Origin of the sequence: Vibrio sp. J383, assembly GCF_023503985.1 — a bacterium.
In the GTDB taxonomy this organism is placed as follows: Bacteria; Pseudomonadota; Gammaproteobacteria; order Enterobacterales; family Vibrionaceae; genus Vibrio; species Vibrio splendidus.
In genome coordinates this window covers 411,530-430,687 of record NZ_CP097293.1, presented here as the reverse complement: position 1 = coordinate 430,687, position 19,158 = coordinate 411,530, and the positions used below count along the sequence as shown (strand labels likewise).

General features: G+C 46.1%; 18 protein-coding genes. 6 read left to right on the top strand and 12 right to left on the bottom strand.

From position 1 onward, the window contains the following. Positions 1 to 279 precede the first annotated feature (279 nt). Both nudE and cysQ read left to right on the top strand, forming a co-directional pair. Positions 280 to 831: an ADP compounds hydrolase NudE gene (nudE, locus tag M4S28_RS01990; protein WP_017079321.1), complete on the top strand. Its 552-nt coding sequence runs from the start codon at positions 280 to 282 to the stop codon at positions 829 to 831. A 36-nt stretch (positions 832 to 867) separates the two neighbouring features. Further along, entirely contained in the window at positions 868 to 1,695 is an 828-nt protein-coding gene (cysQ, locus tag M4S28_RS01985; protein WP_249632212.1) for a 3'(2'),5'-bisphosphate nucleotidase CysQ, read from the top strand. A 134-nt stretch (positions 1,696 to 1,829) separates the two neighbouring features. On the opposite strand, the gene M4S28_RS01980 is transcribed toward cysQ, so the two are convergent. The 12 genes from M4S28_RS01980 to gspC all read right to left on the bottom strand — a co-directional run bounded on the left by M4S28_RS01980 (position 1,830) and on the right by gspC (position 13,452). Then, positions 1,830 to 2,609, bottom strand: a complete 780-nt coding sequence (locus tag M4S28_RS01980; protein ID WP_102464457.1) for a type II secretion system protein N — start codon at positions 2,607 to 2,609, stop codon at positions 1,830 to 1,832. Position 2,610: 1 nt separating this feature from the next. After that, complete coding sequence (locus M4S28_RS01975; protein ID WP_249632211.1) at positions 2,611 to 3,099, bottom strand: type II secretion system protein M; 489 nt, start codon at positions 3,097 to 3,099, stop codon at positions 2,611 to 2,613. A gap of 20 nt (positions 3,100 to 3,119) precedes the next feature. Then, on the bottom strand, positions 3,120 to 4,367 hold the full coding sequence (gene gspL / locus M4S28_RS01970) for a type II secretion system protein GspL (RefSeq protein WP_249632210.1): 1,248 nt from the start codon (positions 4,365 to 4,367) through the stop codon (positions 3,120 to 3,122). After that, positions 4,336 to 5,385, bottom strand: coding sequence for a type II secretion system minor pseudopilin GspK (gene gspK / locus M4S28_RS01965; protein WP_102490901.1), 1,050 nt, complete (start codon positions 5,383 to 5,385; stop codon positions 4,336 to 4,338). The genes gspL and gspK overlap by 32 nt, the downstream gene beginning before the upstream one ends. Next, complete coding sequence (gspJ, locus tag M4S28_RS01960; protein WP_249632209.1) at positions 5,369 to 6,154, bottom strand: type II secretion system minor pseudopilin GspJ; 786 nt, start codon at positions 6,152 to 6,154, stop codon at positions 5,369 to 5,371. Before gspJ ends, gspK begins: the two co-directional genes overlap by 17 nt. Further along, positions 6,141 to 6,536: a type II secretion system minor pseudopilin GspI gene (gene gspI, locus M4S28_RS01955; RefSeq protein ID WP_017086958.1), complete on the bottom strand. Its 396-nt coding sequence runs from the start codon at positions 6,534 to 6,536 to the stop codon at positions 6,141 to 6,143. Before gspI ends, gspJ begins: the two co-directional genes overlap by 14 nt. Next, positions 6,523 to 7,116: a type II secretion system minor pseudopilin GspH gene (gene gspH / locus M4S28_RS01950; protein ID WP_065682029.1), complete on the bottom strand. Its 594-nt coding sequence runs from the start codon at positions 7,114 to 7,116 to the stop codon at positions 6,523 to 6,525. The genes gspI and gspH overlap by 14 nt, the downstream gene beginning before the upstream one ends. Before the next feature lie 117 nt (positions 7,117 to 7,233). After that, positions 7,234 to 7,677 (bottom strand): type II secretion system major pseudopilin GspG, encoded by a 444-nt coding sequence (gspG, locus tag M4S28_RS01945; RefSeq protein WP_004735601.1) that lies wholly within the window; start codon positions 7,675 to 7,677, stop codon positions 7,234 to 7,236. Positions 7,678 to 7,765: 88 nt separating this feature from the next. Further along, complete coding sequence (gspF, locus tag M4S28_RS01940; protein WP_249632208.1) at positions 7,766 to 8,986, bottom strand: type II secretion system inner membrane protein GspF; 1,221 nt, start codon at positions 8,984 to 8,986, stop codon at positions 7,766 to 7,768. Between the two features lies 1 nt (position 8,987). Then, entirely contained in the window at positions 8,988 to 10,490 is a 1,503-nt protein-coding gene (gspE, locus tag M4S28_RS01935; protein WP_004735599.1) for a type II secretion system ATPase GspE, read from the bottom strand. Beyond that, on the bottom strand, positions 10,490 to 12,514 hold the full coding sequence (gspD, locus tag M4S28_RS01930; protein ID WP_249632207.1) for a type II secretion system secretin GspD: 2,025 nt from the start codon (positions 12,512 to 12,514) through the stop codon (positions 10,490 to 10,492). Before gspD ends, gspE begins: the two co-directional genes overlap by 1 nt. 41 nt (positions 12,515 to 12,555) lie before the next feature. Next, positions 12,556 to 13,452, bottom strand: coding sequence for a type II secretion system protein GspC (gene gspC, locus M4S28_RS01925; RefSeq protein ID WP_249632697.1), 897 nt, complete (start codon positions 13,450 to 13,452; stop codon positions 12,556 to 12,558). A 317-nt stretch (positions 13,453 to 13,769) separates the two neighbouring features. Between gspC and hslR the strand changes: the two genes are divergently transcribed. The 4 genes from hslR (at position 13,770) to M4S28_RS01905 (ending at position 19,150) form a co-directional block, all read left to right on the top strand. Next, the gene (hslR, locus tag M4S28_RS01920; RefSeq protein ID WP_004735595.1) at positions 13,770 to 14,156 is read left to right on the top strand and encodes a ribosome-associated heat shock protein Hsp15; all 387 of its coding nucleotides are present in this window, start codon (positions 13,770 to 13,772) and stop codon (positions 14,154 to 14,156) included. Positions 14,157 to 14,174: 18 nt separating this feature from the next. Continuing rightward, positions 14,175 to 15,068: an Hsp33 family molecular chaperone HslO gene (hslO, locus tag M4S28_RS01915; RefSeq protein ID WP_102454243.1), complete on the top strand. Its 894-nt coding sequence runs from the start codon at positions 14,175 to 14,177 to the stop codon at positions 15,066 to 15,068. Positions 15,069 to 15,405: 337 nt separating this feature from the next. Next, the gene (gene pckA / locus M4S28_RS01910; protein ID WP_004735593.1) at positions 15,406 to 17,031 is read left to right on the top strand and encodes a phosphoenolpyruvate carboxykinase (ATP); all 1,626 of its coding nucleotides are present in this window, start codon (positions 15,406 to 15,408) and stop codon (positions 17,029 to 17,031) included. A gap of 154 nt (positions 17,032 to 17,185) precedes the next feature. After that, the gene (locus M4S28_RS01905; RefSeq protein WP_249632206.1) at positions 17,186 to 19,150 is read left to right on the top strand and encodes an AsmA family protein; all 1,965 of its coding nucleotides are present in this window, start codon (positions 17,186 to 17,188) and stop codon (positions 19,148 to 19,150) included. Positions 19,151 to 19,158 lie beyond the last annotated feature (8 nt).

The following is a 19,158-nucleotide window of genomic DNA, read 5'->3' as shown; positions in this document are numbered from 1 at the left end:
CAGTAGAAAGTTAAAGATTCAATCAAAAGGTTGATGCGCAAGCATCAACCTTTTTTTATGTTTAAAACAGCAGAGCACTTCCGAACCGTCTATTTCTCGTTCAATGCCAATAATGACGGGCGCGTTACCATTTGGAGTAAGGTATTCAAGTGATCGCAATCGGTTCCTGATCCAATAATTCCAGGATATGAAAACTAGGATCTAGGAACTCAACTCTATTTCCCCTATATTAGAATGACTTTATAAGAAAGAATTCCAATGAGCTAAGGAGCGAGCGCAATGACAAAAAGGACCAAGCCAGAAATTTTGGCTCAACAAACTGTCGCTCAATCAAAACTATTCTCTATCGAGTCTCTCGATTTACGCTTTTCAAACGGTGTAGAGCGCACTTACGAACGCATGAAGCCCAGCGGTCGCAACGCAGTAATGATGGTTCCGATTACTGAACAAGGCGATATTCTGTTAGTGCGTGAATACGCAGCAGGCACTGAACGCTATGAATTGGGCTTTCCAAAAGGGCTCATTGATCCAGGTGAGCAGCCCAATCAAGCAGCCGTTCGTGAACTAAAAGAAGAGATTGGCTTTGGTGCCAACAAGCTCACCCCTCTAAAAGAAGTGATCCTTGCACCCTCTTATTTCTCTAGCAAAATGACGCTGTTTATCGCAGAAGAACTCTACCCAGAGAAACTAGAAGGCGATGAGCCAGAGCCACTAGACATTGTGCGCTGGCCACTTGCTCAAGCCGAAGAACTGTTAACGCATCTCGACTTCTGTGAGGCTCGCAGTATTACTGCCCTGCTATTAGCCCTTCGTGTATTAAACAATAATTAGAACATTCAGGCTCACTCGAAGAGTAAGAGAATATTTATGCCAATAACAAAAGATTTGTCTCACCTCCTACCCTCTATCATTGAGATTGCTCGCTCTGCAGGCCAACTCATCTTAGAGATTTACGAGAAAAAGGATTACGAAGAGTTCATCAAGAGTGATGACACTCCAGTAACTAGTGCCGATCTTGCAGCACATAAGCTAATATTAAAAAAACTCACTGAACTCACGCCTGATATTCCCGTATTATCAGAAGAAGACGCCGACATCAGCCTAGAGCAACGCTCTCAATGGGATCGCTACTGGTTGGTTGACCCATTAGATGGCACACAAGAGTTCATCGCTAGAAGTGGCGATTTCGCGACAATTATCGCCCTAATTGAACATAACAAACCGGTTATGGGTGTGGTGTATGCGCCAGTTTCGGGTGTGAGCTATTACGCTTACAGTGGTAAAGGCGCTTGGAAGATCCCAGACCTCAATGACAGTGTAAAAATCAAAACGCATCGTCACGAGCTGCCAAACCAATCGATCGCGATGGCAATCAGCCGTCGCCAAGACATCAATCGCATCACTAACCGTATGAGCTCTGCTTGGAACTATGATTTGGTTCCTTTAGGCTCTGCTGCGCTGAAGGCATGCTTGGTTGCCGAAGGCGCTGTCGATTGTTATCTACGTATTGGACCAACCGGAGAGTGGGATACCGCGGCAACCCAGTGCATTGTTGAAGAAGCCGGAGGCCGAATCCTAAGCACTCAATTAGAGCCGCTCTCGTACAATGAAAGAGAGACGCTTGAGAACCCGAATTTCATTGTATTAGGTGATGCTGACTTGCCTTGGTCAGAAATATTACAGGGTAAAGACTAAACCGCTTGTTCTCTGCAACGACCGATATATTCAAACAAAATGGGCACCTCACTGAGGTGCCCATTTTTTATATCTCATTATTTAATTGCCAGATTGGTTAACCAACAGATACTAGCTTAGAAGTAGATACCGGCCTAAAAACGTCCTTGGTAGGTAAATTGATACTTACCTTGGCTATCAGGATTGCCCAACCACTTAAGCTGACTCTGCATCGCCGGTGGGAATTCTGCACCCGGTTTAAACCATGCCGCCGACGTGTAGCGTTGGTTAGGTGTTACGCTCGCTGAGAACTCACTGTCCACCTGCTCGCTCTTCTGAGTACCTTTGGCTGCAATTGTGTTGTCTTCACAGGTAATATCCGCAATCACAGGACCAAGATCTAACGAACCAACCGGAGAGTCGATCGCCGCACCAGACCAAGCAAGCGTACCTTCGCCTAATTGACACCAAGGCTGAGCATGAACCGCATGCTTAATCGTTAGTTCAACTTGTCCTGCAATGGAGACTGGCACTGGGATAGCAGGCGCATACTTCATCACGTTGCTAGCTGGCATGGAGGCCACTAAGTTTTCCGCGTAAGCACCGCTCATGCTGTACCCAACGCGTCCTTTACCTGATAAATTCATGTCGCTGTTACGGCCAAAGCGAACCGCGAGTTCTGCTTTGGCTTGGAATAGTTTCGAGAACTGGAAGTCCCACTGCACTGAGCCGTAATTGACACGCTGCCACGCGATATTGTTAGCTCGACCTTGCCAAACTGTGCCCTCTACGCCTTCAATGCTTAAACCACGCACAACGGGTGCATGCTTGAGAGCAAAAGCGGCAGGCAAATGCAGCAACAAGCTTACCGAGAAAAAAACGATAAAAATGACGCTGAATAACAGGCCATATTTGAAAGATAAACCGCGTTTCACATTAACCTCGTTTAAACTGTAGTCGGTTGATCTCAATAACCCCAGGGCTATCAGAGCGATCAATATCCATAAACTCAACCTCAACACCCTGCTTTGCTTTCAGGTATGTCAGCCAGTCAACGAACTTATTAAATGGCACAGGCTTAATCCAAACTTGCAGCATCTCACCGCGTGGTTGTACGCGTATCAGCTCGATGTTAAAACGGCGCATAGAAGCAGGCACAGATTGGTTCAAAGGCTGACTCGCACTGATGCCACCACTGCCTCGTAGTTCAACCACTTGATTGGCTTTGTCGGTTACCCAAGCCAGAAGTTGCTTCTCACTTTGAATGCGGCTTTGTGCAAGCTCGGCTCGTTGGCTAAGTGGTTGTATTAATCCCCAATAGACAACACCCAGTATCAATAAAATAGAACAACCAATGACTAATCGTTGCTCTCTTTGACTTATTGAAGTCCACCACGCCTGGAGTGGTTCAATCATATTTCTCATCACTGATCTCCTTACGCAGGTTATTGATGGGGTTTAAGAGTAAAACTGCCAAATACGGCATCGCCATTACGGTTCAATGGCCCTTGCTCAACGACAAACTTCTCTTCGAGTTTCACCCTTGCGGTCTCAAAGTGTTGGAAGTCAGAACTTTTAGCCTGCAGTCGAACCTCAGAACGGTTGCCATCGTAGCGAATGCTTTCAACTTCGATCGTCTTCACTTGCCCTAAGGTTTCAGGCAGCAAAGCTAACCAACCAAGTAAGGAATCACCCTCGCCTGAACCACCGTACTTCTTAGCTTCGTCGTTCATCTGACGCTTGAGGTAACTCACCGTCGGAATCCGTTGCTTGCCAGGTAGTACGGCTCTAAAGATACGCTCACTCTCCATTCGATAGGCTTGGGCTTGCGCTTCGTATTGCTGAACCTTCAACACTTGTTGAGTCACAATCACCGCTACCAGCAAGCAAGCAGCAACCGCCACTTTTTGCCAAACACGCCAATATTTACTGAATGAAGATTTGGTTTTAAAAGTGCCAGTCAGTAAATTCACGCCGCTTGTGATCGCTTGTTGGCTCAATAAAGCCATCACCAACTCTGCAGGTTTAGCATGCCATTCCATACCACTGTTCTGCTGAACGTCATCGCTCGGCAATGAGGTATAGCTAAAAATTTTAGTGGGTTCTTCCTGCTCATCAGCGACAATCCAGTCACTTTTCAGGAACATCGGTAACCATGCTTCACTGATCGATACGGCTTGATAGTTACCTTGACGTTGAGAGTGACCTTGACGCAATAGCCAATGTTGGTCGATCTGTAGTGCACTGACGCCTTGCTCTTCCAAAGGCACGGCTAGCGTATCTGGCAATACCTTACGAAAGATTATATTGGCTTCGCGAAACAGGTCTAAAGCTTGTTTTAACCATTCACGATCCACACCACACACGGTAGCGTGAGTGGCATCTTTATCTAAAATGGTTAGGTGTAAGTCTTCGATATCTTGTGCGACTTCGTCTTCTAATAAGAACGGCAGCATAGAATCAAACTGGCGAGCAGCACCTTTCGGGATCTCAACACGCTTAATTAAGCATTCACTTCCCGGCAATAAAGCGATACAGCTGCGCTTTTCAGCGTAAGGCGTTAACTCATCAAGCTGCTCCCAGCTAGACAGTTCACCGCTTGCTATCACTTCTTGTTGGCTTGTCGACCAAACTAACCACTGCACAGGGCTTTGTGGTTCGCTACTCAGTCGAACGGTCAGAAACTCGCTCACTGATTCCTCCAAAACGACGGCGTACTACCGTCACTGTTTCTCGATTACTACTATAGAAAAGCGTCCGTATACGTACCCGAGACTGCTCAACTAATACCTCTGCATCTAGCTCAAAATAGGCGCTATCTACAGTTAAATATGCTTTCGCTTTCTTGCTGACTTCGGCACTTACACCAACAATGGCAGGTTCAGCCATAAAAGCATCCACCGTATCCCAGCCATCAAATGGGCGTTTATCTATCAGCTGTTTGGCATCCGATTCACTTAAGCCTGGCGCAAACATCGCTTCCAATAACGGTGCTTGTTTTTCCGTGAGAGTATTCACATTCAAGCGGAAATCATCGGTTGGCAGCGCGCAAACAAAGGGGCGAACCTTATTCATCACTTCACCAGTGACTTGATAAACCGCTCGTAGCTCGGATTCATCGGCCATTAAGCCATTCGCCGCCAAATAAGAGGGCTTCATCGCTTCATACGTGCTGTCTTCTACACCAGACGAAGAGGTGGTTCGTGTATCCGCATCAACAAATTCCCACGTTGAATTTGCGATAACCTCAGCCTGATAAGGCTCAACGTCTTGGTTTTCCAATAAGGTTTGCCAAACCGTGATTAAATAAGGAGTCTGGTTACTTGAAGTGGTAGCCACTCCGGCTAAGGCATTAAGATTAAAACATGCCTGAGCATCAACAATGCGGCCCTTAACTTGGCCATAATCCAATGGGTATACCTGCTCTTCTAACGCCCATGGTTGGCTTAGGTTCACGGTATCACTGTCTTTGTAACTTTGCCTAATACCGTCTTGCACCAGCGCTTCCACACCAATGCTGTACCAGTAAGCCTGTTGGTAATTTAACTGGTTACCAACGCGCTTGAATTGCGTAAACAAACGCTCGGACATGCTGCCAGCAATGGTTGCCATGATCGCCAATAGCATCAAAATAATGATCAGCGCGACACCACGCTGCCTGCGCCCTAGAACAGGTATGTTCGCTGCACGCTTGTTAGTTCGATGAGTCATTATTCCCCTCATTACTACCTGAAGAGTCACTGTTTGAAGAATCATCGGCCTGATCTAGAGTGCCGCTTGGTGTGAGATAAACACGCTCTATCTCACCATAGTCTTTTAGTGTCAGCTTGAGCCTCACCGCTTTCGGCAGGGACTTATCGGTTTGCCACTCTTTACCCCAGCGACTCCCGTCATAAAACTCGAATTCCAAGCTTTCAACATCATCAAGCAGAGGGGTAATCACACCTTCTTGGCCTGAAGGTGTATCGGGATAACGCCACCATACACGCTCAAGTGTTTCTTCTTTAATACGGTAGCCAACCTTCGTGACTTCACCGCGAGGAAACTGCTGTTGTGGGTTGTGCCAACCTAGACGAGTAAACATGATGCCTACACTGTCGGAGTCCAATAAATACTCTTTCATTAAGATCAGCTTAGATGATGCTTCTTCACCGTTGGTACGAAATTTTCGCACCGCCATCTGGCGAAAATCATTATCTAAAATGACTAAACTGCGTTGCAGTTGGTTCAAACGAGCACTGCGCTCAATCGAGATCTCGTTGCTTCGCTGTACCTGATTAACCACCTGATAAGCCGCCATACTTAACGTGGCAAAGATAGCAATCGAGACCAAGACTTCAATTAGGGTAAAGCCTCTCCCTTTGGAAGATAGACCTTGTTTACGCGGCGTACGCTTATTTGCCGACATGCTCTGACTTAGCAACTTGCTCTTACTTAGCGACACGCTTTTAGTTGACCACACGCTTTTAATTGACCACATAACTGCGCACCGTAACGACTGGAGACGCTTTTTTACTGGTTGCCGCACTCACATCAAACGCCTTTAATAAATCATCGCTGGTATCGATAGGGGTAATCTTCCAGAACCACTCTCTTCCCGCTAACTCTTGCGTGCCCTGTGCTTTTTTAAGCTTCTCAGGATGTAGCATGACTAGGGCCATTTGATTATCAACGACCATCGCCGCGAAGGTTTTTTCTTCGAGATAACTGAGCGTATTGATGTGCTGGGTGACAGCACGAATCACACTGATCGCCGCCGTAGCGAAGATAGCCAGCGCAACCAATACTTCAAGCAGAGTCATTCCTCGTGAACCAAGAGGCATACCACGAGAACGATAAGGAGAACGGTTATTCTTCTTCATCTTCTTCTCCCGGCTCGAGTAATCGAATCACACCATTATCCAATACTCGAATGCGCCAACCATCTTGTATTGTGTCACCGGTATTTGGGTAAAACGACAGTACAAATGGCGTCATTTCAGCACTCGACAAGATGTAGATCTGTGGTGGCTTGGGCTTCTTTTCCTCTTCCAGATCCGCAAACATGTCTTCATCAAATAAGCTTCCTGGATTAAAAAGACGATCATCGTCTTCCCACGCGCCACCACCTAATGTCAGCGACAGTGCCAGTTCTTCCGGTAATTCAGTTGAAGAAGGGATCTTTTCGAACTCCGTTTCTTGCCAGCCATCAGACTTCAAAGTCATCAGAACGTAAGTCGATTTTTTTTCATCAACACGAACACCAAAATCTAAGCCACTCAAAATAGCCTCTTCATTGAGTAGCTGAATTCGCTGATAAAAGCTTTGAGCGTATTTTTTGGCAACATCTTTGCTATTGGTAGGGATGGTCGAGATCACCGCGACCGCCGATACTGACAGTAATACCAACACCAGAAGAATCTCAATCAAGGTGAAACCTGGCTGTGTTTGCTTAGTTTTCACCTTGTAGACTCCATTTTTTGCGTACTACCATCAATAACGTATCAAGCGACAATGACGTATCAAGCAACAATAACGAATCAAACAACAGGAACGTATCAACCGACAACAAGCCGAAGCTTATTGGAAGTCCTGCATGTTCCAGTTGCCGATATCTGCAGCAATACCTTCACCACCTTCTTGACCATCTGCGCCAAGAGTAAAGATATCAATTGTGCCGTTATCACCAGGACTTAGGTATTGGTACTCATTGCCCCATGGGTCGTTAGGTAGACGCTTGATGTAACCGCCGTCTCGGTAGTTACGAGGCTCTGGACTGCTTGGCTTTGTCACCAACCCGTCAAGGCCTTGATCCGTTGTTGGGTAAACGCTGTTATCCAGCTTGTACATGTCGAGCGCGTTCTCTAGCGCCACGATATCAGTGATGGCTTTTTGTTGATCCGCCTTCTCTTTGTTGCCCAACAGGTTAGGTACAACAAAACTTGCTAGAACACCAAGGATAACGACAACAACCATGACTTCTAATAGGGTAAAGCCTGACTGTTTTTTCATTTTATTTTTCATTATTTTCTCCAAATTACAGATAGCGAGTTAAGGGGAATGATGTCCTTCTTCTCGATAATCCAAAAACTAACGTCTGATGAGCAGCAGGTTAACCACTCATTAAATTGTTCATTTCAAGCATTGGCATCAGCGTCGCCATCACGATAAACAGCACTAAGCCAGCCATCAACGCAATAAGCGCTGGGGTAAAAATGCCTAACGCGATATTAACGGTCGATTCAAAGCTTTGATCCTGGTTATCTGCCGCTCTTGTCAGCATCTGTTCCAATTGGCCACTCTGCTCACCACTGGCGATCATATGCAGCATCATCGGGGGAAAGAGTTTGGTTTGATCAAGCGCTTTACGCAGGCTTGCCCCTTCTCTAACGCTATCTGATGCCTGTAATACTTGTTGTTTCACGTGATGATTCGACATCACATCTACCGCGACCTTCATCCCTTCAAGGATAGGAATCGCACTAGAGGTACAGATAGAAAGTGTTCGTGCAAAGCGAGAGGTGTTGATCCCTTTCGCTATCTTGCCGATCAGCGGGATGCTCAATAATTTGCGATCCCAGCTCATGCGAACGCCCGGCTTTTTCAGCGCAGTCTTAACCAACGCAATCACACCAATGGTCAACACCAGTAATTGGATGCCCCAATTCTGGATAAATTCACTCGATGCTAATAAAAATTGTGTCGACTGAGGAAGCTCTTGTCCCATTTGGATAATAGGCTCAACGATCTTAGGCACTACCGTTGCCAGTAGGAACGACACAATCGTCACCGCAAACACCACCAGCACTATTGGGTAGATCATCGCTTGCAGCAACTTAGAACGCATCTTCTGACGGTTTTCTGCGTAGTCAGCCAATCGTTCTAATACCGCATCCAAGTGCCCTGACTTCTCACCAGCAGCAACCATGGCTCTGAATAGCTCATCGAAGATATGGGGATAATCAGACAAGCTGTCTGCTAACGAATAACCTTCAGTCACCTTAGATCTTACCGCGAGTAGCATGGTGCGAATACGAGGTTTTTCAGACTGTTCGGCAACCGCTTTCAAGCACTCTTCCAATGGCATACCAGATTGAACGAGCGTGGATATTTGACGAGTAATAAGCGCGAGATCAGGCGTACTGATGCCGCGTTTAAAGCTGGTCGATGGCTGAGCACCTTTTGCTATCTTTGCTTTAGCCTCGGTCATCTCAACCGGCATCAAGCCAAGTTCTTTGATTCTTTGGCGAGCCTGACGAGCATTATCTGCTTCAATTGAGCCTTTTTTACTTTTGCCTTTGGCATCCAGTGCTTTGTATTCAAATGCCGCCATACTAGACTTCCTTGGTCACGCGCATCACTTCTTCTAGGGAAGTTACCCCTTTCAGAACTTTGCTCAAGCCATCATCTCGAATACTTGGTGTTGTGCCACGAATTGCTTTATCAATCGCCTGCTCACCCGCTTCACTGTGAATCAGCTCTTGTACTGAGTCATCAATCATCAGCAGCTCATGAATACCAGTACGACCTCGATAACCCTTATGGCCACACTCTTCACAACCTTTGGCATGGTAAAGCGTCAGGCTTTCTTTCTTCTTCAACCCAAACAGTTTCTTCTGCTCTTTATCGGCTTCATAAGGTTCTTTACATTCGTTACATAAGGTACGAACCAAGCGCTGAGCCAAAACACCCAGCAGTGAAGAAGAGATCAAGAAAGGTTCAATGCCCATATCACGCAGACGTGTAATCGCACCGACGGCAGTATTGGTATGCAGAGTCGACATAACTAAGTGACCCGTTAAAGAAGCTTGAACAGCGATCTCAGCGGTCTCCAAATCACGGATCTCACCAATCATAACCACATCAGGATCTTGACGAAGAATGGCACGTAAGCCTCGCGCAAAGGTCATATCAACCTTAGGGTTCACTTGTGTTTGACCAATGCCATCAATATCGAATTCGATCGGGTCTTCAACGGTTAAAATGTTTCGTTCATTGCTGTTGAGTTCTTGCAGACCAGCGTACAAGGTCGTCGATTTACCTGAACCTGTCGGGCCGGTCACCAAGATAATGCCGTGTGGGCGCTGAATCAGCTTACGGAAGTTTTCATGGTTTTCTGCTGTCATACCTAAACTGTGCAAGTCTAGACGAGTGGCGTTTTTGTCCAACAGACGCATTACCACACGCTCACCGTGCGAAGAAGGCATGGTTGAAACACGAACATCAACCGCTCGGCCACCAATACGCAAAGAGATACGGCCATCTTGTGGCACGCGTTTTTCTGCAATATCCAGTTTAGCCATAACCTTGACACGTGAAACCAATAGCGGAGCCAGTTTACGGCTTGGCGCTAGAACATCACGCAGCACACCATCAACTCGGAAACGGATACAAAGTGACTTTTCAAAGGTTTCGATATGAATATCCGAAGCACCTTCCTTGATCGCCTCACCCAGCATCGCATTGATTAACTTGATGATTGGCGCGTCGTCTTCTGATTCAAGTAAGTCTTCGTCTTGAGGCAGTTCTTCCGCTAGTGAGAAGAAATCATCACTATCAGCACCAATGTCTTCCATTAGCTGACGAGCTTCCGACGAGTCACGCTGATAAGCATCGGTCAGTTTTTTATCAAACTCATCGAGAGTAATCGCTTGTGGCGTGAAACCATTTTTCACAACACGACTCACTTCAATGATCGCCGCCGATTTCAGTGGCTCAACATAATAAAGTATCGGTGCGCGCTCTGGATGTTGGTATTCCAACACCATCTTATAGCGATTCGCAAAGCTAAACGGCAAGCGCTGATAAGTACGTGCCGCCCCTACCAATTCAGCCATTATTCTTGTTCCATTTGATCGATGAAGGCTTGAATTTCAGCCGGGTGATTCATGTCGGCACCAAATTTAGGCAATACCGGGATGTTATCGTCTGCCATTAATTTCAGTCCTTGCTCAGCCTTGTACAACTGCTCAGCACGGATGAAGTTGTATTTACGCTGCGTGATACCATCGGCTGTCATACCATCACGAATAATGGTTGGTTTGATGAAGACCATTAGGTTCTTTTTCTCAACCTGAGTACTGGTTGATTTGAACAGGTGTCCTAGAACAGGGATATCACCCAAGAACGGCACCTTAGATTCACTTTCCAGTGCTCGCTCGTCAATCAAACCACCAAGCACCAGCATTTGACCATCTTGAACAATCACTGACGTGTTTAGCTGACGCTTAGCAAAACGAACATCTACTGCCCCGTTGGCACCTAATACGTTCGATACTTCTTGTTCTATTTGTAGCTGAACCGAGTCGCCTTCATTGATTTGTGGCACGACCTTCAGCTTGATACCCACTTCTTTACGTTCAACCGTTTGGAATGGATTATCGTTGCTTGAACCTGCTGTAGAACCGGTTAGAACAGGCACCTCTTCACCCACAATGAATGAAGCCTCGCCGTTATCCATCACGGTAATACTCGGAGAAGATAGGATGTTAGAGTTTGAATCGGTTGCTACCGCACTGATCAACGCTGTCCAGTCACCCATAACGACACTCATCGCGGCACCGTTTACGCCAGAAAGTGCAGAAGCTAGAGTTGAATAGTCACCCTTTTCGGTAGTGGTCTCATTACGCTGGAAGTTACCATCAGAGTCATATACCGCGGTGGTCGTTTCAGTATCTTTGGCTTCTTCCAAACCAACCATCACACCACCAATCGATGCACCTGTATTGCCGTACTGAATCACAGCACCAGTATCAAGGTTACCCCATTGCACACCAAGGTTGATGCCGTCACCCTCTGCCATCTCGACAATTAGGGCTTCAATCAAGACTTGAGCACGACGAATATCTAACTGTGCGATCACATCTTGTAGCGCGTTCATGATGTCTGGCTGGGCAGTGATCACCAAAGAGTTGGTATCACTGTGAGCGGAGATCATCACTTGGTTGCGTTGCGATGAACTGCCTTTGGTTGATGTCTGCTTTTCTGATTGCAGGTTATCCGACACGCCTTTCAGCACATCGACTAAATCTTCAGCTTTTGCGTACTTAAGGTAAATTACTTGGTTGTTGCCCTTGGTTGCCATTTCAACATCAAGCTGTTCAATCAGCCTTCTTAAACGGCTACGTACCTTAGGGTCACCTGAGATAAGAATCGCATTGGTACGCTCATCGGCAACTAATTTAGGCTGTAGAAATGCAGGTGTGTTTTTCGCATCAGTGGTTTTGCTTAATGCATCGACAATACGCACCATTTCTGCCGCAGAAGCGTTCTTTAGCTCAACGACTTCGATCTCTTTATCACCCGCTTGGTCAACACGCTTGATGATTTCGGCTAAACGATTAACAACAGCTGCACGGCCAGTAATCAGAATGATATTTGCAGGGTCGTAATGCACCACGTTACCCGCACCCGCATTGTCATTCAGCTGGCGAAGCAAAGGAGAAAGTTCACGTACTGAAACATTGCGAACGGTCACGACACGTGTGACAACATTGTCACCTTTGATCATGTCACTGTCGCCAACAACTGGAATTGCCGATGTTTTAGAATCTTTGGCTTTGATGATCTTAAGAACACCCGAGTCCATTTCGACAACCGCGTAGCCGTAAACCTCTAATACGTTTAAGAAGAAGCTGTAATATTGCTCTTCATTGAGCACATCGTAACTACGAACATCAATTTTCCCGCGCACCGAAGGGTCAACGATGATCGTCTTCTCTAAGTTGCGGCCAACAATATTAATAAACTCTTGAATGTCAGTGCCCTTAAAGCTGGCACTAAAATCACTCGCGATGGCTGCGGGTGTGCAGATTAAGCTTCCTGCCAATAACCATGCACTTTTCTTAAACCAATGCTTCACGTACTTCTCCTACACTTTCGTCCTTCGTTAGACGCAAAGTTTTAAAATTCAATAAACACTTCATGTTGTTGACCATCTCTCTCGACCACCAGATTTAGCTCTGTCAGTTCTGAGATGGAACGGAATATGTTGCCCATAGCAGCAGGGTCTGTCAGGTCTTGTCCATTTAACTGAGTGGCAATATCTCCGTTTTGGAGCCCAACAGAGTTAAAAAGTTCTGAATCTTTGCCAGGGCTCACACGATAACCAATCACTTTATCGTCGCGCTTCACCTGAGACAGTCGAACATATTGGAAGATTTGTTGCGGATCTTTCATTATCTTCGCTTTAATTTCATCAAGCTTCTCTTCTGCAGAAGCGGGGTTGTTGCCACGCACAGAAGAAGAGGCGCGAGGTGGCGCAGGTTCTGAAACGGCCAAACGCTTGTACTCAATGCCTTCAAGCATCAAGGTTTCATCTCGACCTGAGTTATCAATAATCACGCGATCGACTAATACCGCTTTTAACTTAGCTCGTGTGCCTTCGATCTCTTCATTAATGCCGTAGGTTGCTTGAGTGCCGCGATTCGCAATCACAGCTAAGCTTAATTTGGGGTTAGAACTGGCAACCGCACCCACCAAAACCAGATTCAATCGTGTCTTTGGTGCGTCTTGGATAACTTGCTGCTCAACCACAGCAGGCGTGGTTGGGTTATAGGCACCAAACAGGTTGCTCTGCTGCAAAGAAGAGATATCAAGAGTCGATTGAGGAGCAGAAGACGATGAAGCAGTTGCTTTCCAAGGCACGACGGTTTGCTCGGCAGGTTCGATAAACCATGCAAGCTGTCCTAAAATCCATGCGGAAGCTGCGATTAACACACAACAAAGAACAAGGCTCAGTTTCTGCTGGAGTAAAAATCCATTCTCTAAAAATCGGCTCAGCACCGGAGAGTTATCCATGCGAAGTTTGAGCTCTAAAAAGTTCACGTTCCCTAACCCTTTCTATAACGAATAAAGCTGTAACCTACTAAACTATCAGCTTTTTTGTTCATAAATTCTGTTCCTGCTTATTAAAAGCATAAGATCCTGAACTATATCATAGCAAATCTATAAATCGGCATTACCTGAGCTATTTTGTAATCTTCCTTGAAAAAAAAGCCAATCGCCTCCACATAAGCTTCTACTAAATGTGATAAGCGTCATCAAATAAAATAAGTTGCATACTGTGAATAACAGTTAAACCGCATTCATTTCTAACTGAAAAGGCACTGTCCTATATGAAAACGACTAATGAAGCTGTCAGACTCGATAAATGGTTGTGGGCAGCACGCTTTTATAAAACTCGTTCAATTGCTCGCAACATGGTCGATGGTGGCAAAGTCCACTATAATGGTCAGCGCAGCAAACCCAGCAAAATCGTAGAACTTGGGGCAGTGATTACCCTGCGCCAAGGGAATGAAGAAAAGACGGTCACCATAGAGAAAATATCCGCACACCGTGGCGGGGCGCCAGTCGCTCAAACCCTCTATGAAGAAACCACCGAAAGCTTGGCAAAAAGAGAAGAGTTTGCACAACAACGCAAGCTAAATGCTCATAGCCCAGCACCAGAACGTCGCCCAGATAAAAAGCAACGTCGTGACATCATCAAGTTCAAGACTCAATAAGCTAGAAGGAATAGCCAAATGGCAGACCCAATGTCTACAAGTAATGTTTTAAATCGCTACCTATTTGAAGACCTATCAGTACGTGGTGAATTGGTACAGATGGACGAAGCGTACCAACAGATTATTTCTAGCAAGGAATACCCAGCTCCAGTACAAAAGCTGTTGGGTGAGCTACTGGTTTCAACGACGCTACTAACGGCGACGCTAAAGTTTGAAGGTTCTATCACGATGCAACTGCAAGGTGATGGTCCAGTATCTCTCGCTGTTATTAATGGCGATAACGATCAGAAGATTCGTGGTGTTGCGCGCTTTGACGGTGATATTGCTGACGACGCTGGCCTGCACGACCTTATAGGTAAAGGCCACCTAGTGATCACTATCGATCCTAAAAAAGGTGAGCGTTACCAAGGCATCGTTGGTCTTGAAGGCGAAACACTTGCTGACGTTCTTGAAGGTTACTTTGCTAACTCAGAACAGCTTAAGACTCGTCTGTGGCTACGTACGGGTGAACATGAAGGCAAAGCACACGCTGCGGGTATGTTGCTGCAGGTTATGCCAGACGGCACTGGTTCGCCAGATGACTTCGAGCACCTAGAGCAGTTAACTGACACGGTTAAAAACGAAGAACTATTCTCTCTAGAAGCGAATGATTTGTTGTACCGCCTATATAACCAAGAGAAGGTTCAGGTATTTACCCCTCAACCTGTCGAGTTCTTCTGTGGTTGTTCTCGTGAACGCAGTGGTGCCGCTATCATTACCGTTGCTCAAGAGGAGATCTACGACATCCTGAGTACGGAAGGTAGTGTTGCTCTTCACTGTGATTACTGTGGCACAAACTACTCGTTCGATAAGGGCGACGTTGATGCACTGTACGCAGAAGCAGCAGATAAAGGCGACAATACGGTTCATTAATTTACAGCGTACCAAAAACACGTAATTTACCCCAAAAAGGTCAGCACTAAGCTGGCCTTTTTTGTGATCAAAATAGCGCAAAGCCCGTAACATCTCGTAATAAAATCACCGCTTAATTTTAATCAATTAATAATGTTCTCGCCCCTAGCGCAAAGGTTTGCGTACAGGATAGACTAGTCGGGCCAATATGTGACGAGACGCTTAAAACCTCACGGTTAATATGGATATTTTTTGAGCTGTATCCCTGTTTCCCCCGAGCCTCGTTGCTAGCATGGTGAGCAGATAACAATAAAAAATTAATACAAAATCCCTACAAAATATCCTACAAGGAGCACCTATGACCGTTATGGAACATACTAAGGCTGCACAAATTGATCTAACTAAGCACGGACTGACTGGCGTTACTGAAGTTCTTCGTAATCCTAGCTACGAGCAGTTATTCGTTGAAGAAACACTGCCAGGTTTGGAAGGCTACGAAAAAGGCGTAGTAACGGAACTAGGCTCTGTTGCGGTTGACACTGGTATCTTTACTGGCCGCTCACCAAAAGATAAGTACATTGTTAAAGATGACACTACGCGCGATACCATGTGGTGGTCAGATCAAGGCAAAAATGACAACAAACCGATTACAACTGAAGTATGGAGTGAGCTGAAAGAGCTTGTGACAACTCAGCTATCTGGCAAGCGCCTGTTTGTCATCGACGGTTATTGTGGTGCTAATCCAGATACGCGTTTAAGTGTGCGTATTATCACTGAAGTAGCGTGGCAAGCGCACTTCGTTAAGAACATGTTCATTCGTCCAACTGACGAAGAGCTAGCAACGTTCGAACCTGATTTCGTGGTAATGAACGGTGCTAAAACAACGAACCCTAACTGGGAAAAGCAGGGTCTAAACTCTGAAAACTTCGTTGCTTTCAACCTAACAGAGCGCGTTCAAATCATCGGTGGTACTTGGTACGGCGGTGAGATGAAGAAAGGCATGTTCGCAATGATGAACTACCTACTTCCTCTGCAAGGCATTGCTTCAATGCACTGTAGTGCAAACGTTGGCGAAGAAGGCGACGTAGCTGTATTCTTCGGCCTATCAGGTACCGGTAAAACAACCCTATCAACCGATCCTAAGCGTGAGCTAATCGGTGATGATGAGCACGGTTGGGATGACGATGGTATCTTCAACTTCGAAGGTGGTTGTTACGCGAAGACGATTCGTCTATCTAAAGAAGCAGAACCAGAAATCTACAATGCAATCCGTCGCGATGCACTGCTAGAAAACGTAACGGTTCGTGGTGATGGTTCTATCGATTTCGATGACGGTTCAAAAACAGAGAACACTCGTGTTTCTTACCCGATTCACCACATCGACAACATTGTTAAGCCAGTATCAAAAGCCGGTCACGCTCAAAAAGTTATCTTCCTAACAGCAGATGCGTTTGGTGTGCTACCACCAGTATCTAAGCTGACTCCGGAGCAAACTAAGTACCACTTCCTATCTGGCTTCACAGCTAAGCTAGCAGGTACAGAGCGCGGTATTACTGAACCAACACCAACGTTCTCTGCGGCATTTGGTGCGGCATTCTTAACTCTTCACCCAACTCAGTACGCTGAAGTGCTTGTGAAGCGTATGGAAGCGGCTGGCGCTGAAGCTTACCTAGTGAACACAGGTTGGAATGGCACAGGCAAACGTATCTCAATCCAAGATACTCGCGGCATCATCGACGCTATCCTAGATGGCTCAATCGACCAAGCTGAAACTAAGGTTATCCCTATGTTTAACCTAGAAGTACCGCTAGCGTTGCACGATGTTGACCCAGCGATTCTTGACCCACGAGATACTTACACTGACCCACTACAATGGGAAAGCAAAGCGAAAGATCTAGCAGAGCGCTTCATCAACAACTTTGATAAGTACACCGACAACGCTGAAGGTAAATCACTGGTTGCGGCTGGCCCTCAACTAGACTAACCCAACCATCTGCTCGGGCTTAGCCAAAAGCGAACGCCCAATTTAAAATGATATTTTTGTAGCAAGCCCCTCTTTTGAGGGGCTTTTTTGTTGCTGCTTGCCCCTTTTTGTTCCACTCTGTTTTGAGACTATTGAAATTTAAGGCTTTCAGGGAATGAAAAAGGTATTCATGGTGATTGGCATTGTGGTGGCCATCATCGTTGCGACTATCGCAGCGTTGTTATTAAGCCTACAAACTCAATACCGATCGGATGTTGCTAACTTTTTTATCAAGCATACGCTTGAACAACCTGTACTCATTGAAGACGTTGAGTATCAGGCGCCTTATCACATCACCTTGATGGGCATTACCCAAAGCCAACCTGATAAACAAAAACCTCTCTATATCGACAAGATCGATCTTTGGTTCAGTCCCAGCTCGATTACAGAAGCTAAACTGGTCTTGGACTCCGCCTTGATCAGTGGCCTACAGTTGGAAATAAGCGATCTAGAGGCATTCACGCCGTTATTCACCCAACCAAACATCAAGCTCCACCAGCTAGCCATCAATAATCTCGACTTTTCGACCCCAGACTTTAATGCGCGAGGCATCGACCTCCAGATCTCCGAGCCAACGTGGGATGACAACAACGCATTGCTGCCTTATGGCAAAATCCAACTCTCAGCCACGCAGCTGTATTGGCAAGGAGAAGCCTTCGATAACCTGTTGTTTGACCTAGATTTAAAACCTAGCGATAGCACGCTTTATGGCGCTTCATTTGACTGGCGCGGTGCCAAGATTTCAGGACAAGCAGAGCAGTATCAGCAAGATTGGTCGTTGGTGAATGTGACCGTCGATGGCTTACGACTCAATCAGAAACAGACCCAAAGCCTACTAAGCAAAGAGTGGGATGTAGCCGGTATTCAGATCAATCACATCAATAGCTTAGATATTCTGCGCAGCGACGTGGAATGGCAAGATGGTCACCTCGCAGCTTTTGATGCCTCACTAGAAAATATCCAACTGCCTTTTGAGCTGTGGAAGCAACAGAAAGCCATTTTCTCTCTGCAAGCAGAGGGGGTGACCATTGATGATGACATCTTCATAGAGCCAAGTATCAAGCTCAATTTAGATCCGAACCAGATTCTGATTGAAGACTTCTATACTCAATTCTTACAAGGCAGTATTCAGCTTAATGGCGAAGTAACCCCTAGCAGCATTCAATTAGCGCAGCTCGACCTGCAAGGCATAAAGTGGATTACGGAAAGCCAAGATAAAGTTCTACCATCCGCTCGCCTATTGCCTTGGCTGACACAGCTTCAGCAAGCCTCTATTGACCGACTTAATATAGAACGTAGCCAACTTATCCAACTCGCAAACAAACCTTACTGGCAGGTCTCAGGGCTGCATGTTGAAGGACATCAAGTTCAACTGCTGCAACAGAGAAAGTTAGGACTGTGGCAAGGCAAGTTGATGGTTAGCGCCAACGATGCAAGCTATCAAAATATTGTCAGTGTTCAACCCGTGGTTGAAATGAATAGCGAACAAGGGAAATGGACGCTGACACGCCTGTTTATGCCACTAAAGCACGGCTACATTGAAGCCAACGCGACACTCGACTTCAACCAAATCAGTAAGCCATGGAGCTTAGATATCTCTGCCGATGGGCTACCCATAGCACCCATGCTGCAGCAACTCGAATTACCGCTCGATGCAACCGGCTATGGTGAGTTTGAACTTCAAGCCGCAGGCTTGTATGGCGATTCGTTGATGCTCGGTTATTCAACCACAGGGCAACTCACTGGCAGTGTTCGCCAAGGTGTGATGACCTTTGACGATAAGCTTTCTGAAACATCGACCGATAACGTGTTTGAAATCCCAGAGCTTAATGCGAATTTTGACCGTGGTCGCTTCACTCTCGAACCAATGCACATTATTGGTGCATCCTCAGCAGAGCAAGGTACACAAAGAGTTCAAACGCTCAACGGTGAGGTCTCTGGAGAGCTCGATTTGCTAGAAACTAGCAAACACACTCTATCCATTTCGTTATCGGACCAATGCCATCAAATCTCAGGAAAGCTCACCCAAGCTGAGTATTCCGAGATTAACGACTGCCAACAAAAAAGCGCCACTCCATAGGAGTAGCG